The organism is Intestinibacter sp., assembly GCF_051866655.1.
Lineage (GTDB): Bacteria > Bacillota > Clostridia > Peptostreptococcales > Peptostreptococcaceae > Intestinibacter.
In genome coordinates, this window is the sequence record NZ_JBJDXL010000263.1 from 1 (window position 1) to 4,759 (window position 4,759).

Consider the following 4,759-nt stretch of genomic DNA (forward strand, 5'->3'; position numbering starts at 1 on the left):
TTCAATTTTTATGGAGGCTCTAGTATTCCAAAGGGCGGACCTTGCTGGAATGCTGGTATGAAGGCTACAAGCTATGATTTTGGTAGGGCTTTGAGTAATTCTTTGGAGGATTTGTACAACAGTAAGAGTATAATTTTATGGGGAAAAAATCCTGCTAATACATCTATACATACATATCAGGTTTTGAAAAAGGCTAAAAAATTGGGGATAAAAATAATTGTAATTGATCCTTTATACACAGATACGGCTAAGATAGCAGATGAATTTATTCAGATAAATCCATCTAGTGATGGTGCACTTGCTATGGCGATGGCTAAGATAATCGTTCAAAATAATTGGCATGATTTGGAATACATTCAAAATTATACTTTTGGGTTTGAGCACTATATGGCGTATTTGGATAGACTTGATTTGGATTTTTTAGTTTCTGAATGCAATACTGATATAGAAACTGTCGAAAAAATAACTCGTATTTACTGCGAAAAATACTCTACAATATTAATTGGACATGGACTTCAAAGATACAAAAATGGCGGAAATACTATAAGGGCTATAAATGCACTTGCGGCTATAACTGGTCAAATAGGATTTTCTGGAGGAGGTGTTAACTATGCAAATAGTATTTATCCTTCAGTTTTAGATACCGATCCTTATAATAGCTATAGATACGCTGATAATAGGGAATTTTATGTTAGCCATATAAGTGACTTTATTGAAGCGCCAGAAAAATATTCTGAAGGAGATAAAGATAGTACACCTATAAAGGCTATTGTAGTGACTACAAGTAATTTATTGAATCAATTACCTAATTTAAATAGATTGAAGGAGGCTTTTTCAAAAATTGAATTTAAGGTTTGCTTTGATTTGTTTATGACAGATACTGCTCAGATGTGTGATTTATTTATACCTACGAGTACGACGCTTGAAAGTGAGGATTTGATTTTTTCATCTATGTGTAATCCGTATCTGACTTACAATGAATGTGCAGTAGAGCCTAGACACAAGCTAATGGACGAATATTATTTCTTTATGGAAATTGCTAAAAAAATGAATATAGAGAATTATCCATTTGTAACAAAACAGGAATATTTAAGCAAGGTAATAAAACCTCTTGATAAATATTATAAGGATATAGATTTGGAATTTGTTAAGAATAATTACGTAAATATACAGCAAGATGTAGCTTGGAAGGATAAAAAATTTGAAACTCCAACTAAGAAGTATGAATTTTATAGCTTAGAAGCTTTGCATGATGGTGTTATTCCGATACCTGTCTATGATGCTAGAGATAAAAATGATGATTCTAAAAAATTTAGATTATTGACTATGCATCATAAGAATACAATATCGAGTGCTCATTTTATGGATGAAGAGGATATTTGTAAGATTTACATAAACGACAAGGATGCTCAAGATATTAAGGTTCAGGAAAATGATATAGTTAGAGTAAAATCTCATAATGGAGAAATAAATGCACGTGTTATTATCGATGAAACTATGTTGTCTGGTGTAGTGAATATATACCAAGGCTGGTGGAAAAAGCATGGAAATCCAAACTATTTAATAGACAGCGAAATATCGGATTTTGGTGGACAAGTAGCGTATTATGATACGTTTGTAGAGATAGAAAAAGTTTTATAGAATTTTGTTATTATAAGGTATAAACAAGTTTGAAATAAATTTGTTTATACCTTTGTTTTTTTATGTATATAAATACAAAAAAAGGAAATAATGATAATAGTATTTTTTAGTTTTTTTATTATATCTTCCATAGACAGAATTAAACAAAACTAGCTAAATTTCATTGAAGGAATCAATTTGTAAAAAATAGAATTGATTATCAGTAAACTTCAAATGGGAGGGATGCAAAGTGATTAAATGTTATTTAGATGATAAGACATTATTAGTTCAGTTTACAACGACAGAGCTAGATCATCATGTATCTACTTATATAAGAGAAAATGTAGATGAAATTATAATGAGGAAAAATATAAAAAATATTATATTTGATTTTCAAAACATAAGATTTATGGATTCTTCAGGAATAGGGGTTATTATAGGTCGATATAAGAAAATCGCAAATGGACATGGTAAGGTATCTGTAATAAATATGAATCCAAGAGTAGAGAAGGTTTTTAATTTATCGGGAATGGGCAAAATAATAAACGTATGTAAGTCATATGAAGATGCGATAAATTCTTAATAAGGGGGAACTGCATTATGAGTAATATTATGGAAGTAAAGTTTTCTGCAAAATCAGAGAATGAGAGCCTTGCAAGAGTAATAGTTGCATCTTTTGCAGCTAAATTAGATCCGACTATAGATGAATTATCCGACATAAAAACTGCTGTATCTGAGGCTGTAACTAACGCGATTATTCATGGATATGAAGAGGATGAGAGTCAATTTGTGTATTTAAGATGCGAGTTGATTGAAAATACTATAAAGATAGTTATTGAAGATTACGGCAAAGGAATTGAAGATGTAGAAGAAGCTAGACAGCCTATGTTTACATCTAAGCCAGAACTAGAGCGATCTGGTATGGGATTTTCATTTATGGAGAGCTTTATGGATGATGTGCAAGTAGCATCGATAGTAGGAGAGGGAACTAAAGTTATAATGACAAAAACAATAGAAATACCTAAATAAATTCTAATATAGAATAGAGGTTTGATTTATGGGGATAACTGCTAAAAAAGAAGAAAAAAAGCATTTACTTAGCCATGAGGAGACTTTAGAATTGATTCAAAAGGCTCAAAAAGGAGATGAAGACGCTAAGGAATTGCTTATATCTAGCAACCTCGGGTTAGTCAGAAGTGTAGTCGGCAAATTTGCTAATATTGGCTATGAAAGAGATGACTTATTTCAATTAGGATCTATAGGTTTGATTAAAGCTATATATAAATTTGATCTTAGTTACAATGTAAAATTTTCTACATATGCCGTACCTATGATATTAGGAGAAATAAAACGATATTTAAGAGATGACGGTATGGTAAAGGTATCTAGGTCACTTAAGCAGCTTGCAATTAAAATTAAGGTGCAAGGAGAGGAATTGAGCAAAAAATTAGGTAGAGATCCCACTATAGAAGAAATAGCAGAAGAATTAAACGTCGAAAAAGAAGATGTAGTAATGGCTATAGAGTCTAATTTTTCAGTAGAATATTTACAAGGAGTTATACATGAAGAGGAAGGCTCACCTATATGCCTTATAGACAAAATAGCTATGAAAGGAGAGGATGAACAGGATAAAGTAGTAGACAATATACTTCTAAAGGAGGTATTAGGTAAATTAGAAAAAAGAGAACGACAAATTATTATGCTCAGATACTTTGAGGATAAAACGCAAAGTGAGATAGGAAAATTGCTAAATATATCTCAAGTCCAGGTATCTAGAATTGAAAAAAAGGTTTTACATAAATTAAAATCCTACATTACAATGTAGGATTTTTTGATTATATGTGAATTTTTTTTTGTTTTTTTCAAACAATAATACAGAGAAATCTATAATATTCATGGATTATTTAAGAAAGGAATTGATTTTATGTCAGAACAGAAAAACTCAAACCAAAATGAAAAAAAATACAAGGATTATGTAGATGAGATAAGTCCAAAGCCCACTTATGTTAAGAATTATATACTTGCTTTTATTGTAGGAGGAATTATATGCATGATAGGTCAAGGCATTAACGATGCTTATATGAATATCGGTGGACTTAATAAACAAGATGCTGCTAGCTATACATCGATTACACTGATTTTCATAGGAGCATTTTTGACTGGGCTAGGAGTGTATGACTTAATTGGAAAGAGGGCAGGAGCTGGTTCTATTATTCCTATAACTGGATTTGCAAATTCTATAGTATCTCCAGCGATGGAGTATAAGCGAGAGGGATATGTTTTAGGAGTCGGTGCAAATTTATTCAAAATTGCAGGACCTGTTTTAGTTTATGGAGTAGGATCTTCTATTTTATTTGGATTTATATACTACATATTTAAGGTAGGATTTTAGAAATAAATATTGTAAAAGGAGAAATGGCAAATGACAAATAAACGAATAGGTAAGCGAACTATGAAAATGGCAAATACTCCAACTATTATTTCCACTGCATCTGTAGTAGGTCCTAAGGAAGGGCAGGGTCCACTTAAAGATGAGTTTGACGTAATTTTACCGGATGATTTATATGGAGAGAAAACATGGGAATTAGCTGAGAGCAAAATGATTCAAACAGCGATGTCGCTTGCTGTACAAAAGGCTGAGAAGAAATTAACCGATGTAGAAATTTTATTTGGTGGCGACTTGATAAATCAGATATTCCCTGCTTCATTTGCAGCTAGAGAATTAGCGATTCCTTTTTGTGGGATATATGGAGCTTGCTCTACTATGGCACTTGGTATGTGTTTGAGTTCTATAGTCGTCGATGGAGGATTTGCAGATTATGCTTTATGTGGTACATCTAGTCATTATTGTACTGCAGAGAGACAGTTTAGATTTCCTCTAGAACTAGGCAACCAAAAGCCTATGACAGCACAATGGACAGTTACAGGAGCAGGTAGTGTATTTATATCGAGTAGTGGAAATGGTCCTAGGATAAAATACGTCACAATAGGAAAGGTGGTAGACAAGGGTATAGAGGACGGCAATAACATGGGTGCAGCTATGGCTCCTGCAGCTGTAGATACTATATACTCTTATTTTGAGGATACTAAGGACGATCCGAATTCATTTGATGTTATTGCAACTGGAGATTTAGGAAGT

6 protein-coding genes are annotated in these 4,759 nt (G+C 32.2%); all 6 read left to right on the forward strand.

Annotation, left to right across the window (positions count from 1 at the left end):
* The coding region (locus ACI3VO_RS07860; RefSeq protein WP_439757381.1) for a molybdopterin-dependent oxidoreductase at positions 1–1,641 on the forward strand (1,641 nt) is incomplete at its 5' end.
* Positions 1,642–1,870: 229 nt separating this feature from the next.
* Positions 1,871–2,203 carry an anti-sigma F factor antagonist gene (gene spoIIAA, locus ACI3VO_RS07865; protein ID WP_439757382.1) on the forward strand — a complete coding sequence of 111 codons (333 nt, stop codon included), beginning with the start codon at positions 1,871–1,873 and terminating at the stop codon, positions 2,201–2,203.
* Positions 2,204–2,220: 17 nt separating this feature from the next.
* Positions 2,221–2,649: an anti-sigma F factor gene (gene spoIIAB / locus ACI3VO_RS07870; RefSeq protein WP_320624050.1), complete on the forward strand. Its 429-nt coding sequence runs from the start codon at positions 2,221–2,223 to the stop codon at positions 2,647–2,649.
* Positions 2,650–2,677: 28 nt separating this feature from the next.
* Positions 2,678–3,445 carry an RNA polymerase sporulation sigma factor SigF gene (gene sigF, locus ACI3VO_RS07875; protein ID WP_439757383.1) on the forward strand — a complete coding sequence of 256 codons (768 nt, stop codon included), beginning with the start codon at positions 2,678–2,680 and terminating at the stop codon, positions 3,443–3,445.
* Between the two features lie 99 nt (positions 3,446–3,544).
* Positions 3,545–4,012: a stage V sporulation protein AC gene (gene spoVAC, locus ACI3VO_RS07880; RefSeq protein ID WP_439757384.1), complete on the forward strand. Its 468-nt coding sequence runs from the start codon at positions 3,545–3,547 to the stop codon at positions 4,010–4,012.
* 30 nt (positions 4,013–4,042) lie between these two features.
* The coding region (locus ACI3VO_RS07885) for a stage V sporulation protein AD (protein WP_439757385.1) at positions 4,043–4,759 on the forward strand (717 nt) is incomplete at its 3' end.

What these genes read in the sequence shown, in the direction of transcription:
- sigF (WP_439757383.1), top strand. Translation starts at nt 2,678, where the DNA reads ATGGGGATAACTGCTAAAAAAGAAGAAAAAAAGCATTTACTTAGCCAT.
- spoIIAB (WP_320624050.1), top strand. Translation starts at nt 2,221, where the DNA reads ATGAGTAATATTATGGAAGTAAAGTTTTCTGCAAAATCAGAGAATGAG.
- spoVAC (WP_439757384.1), top strand. Translation starts at nt 3,545, where the DNA reads ATGTCAGAACAGAAAAACTCAAACCAAAATGAAAAAAAATACAAGGAT.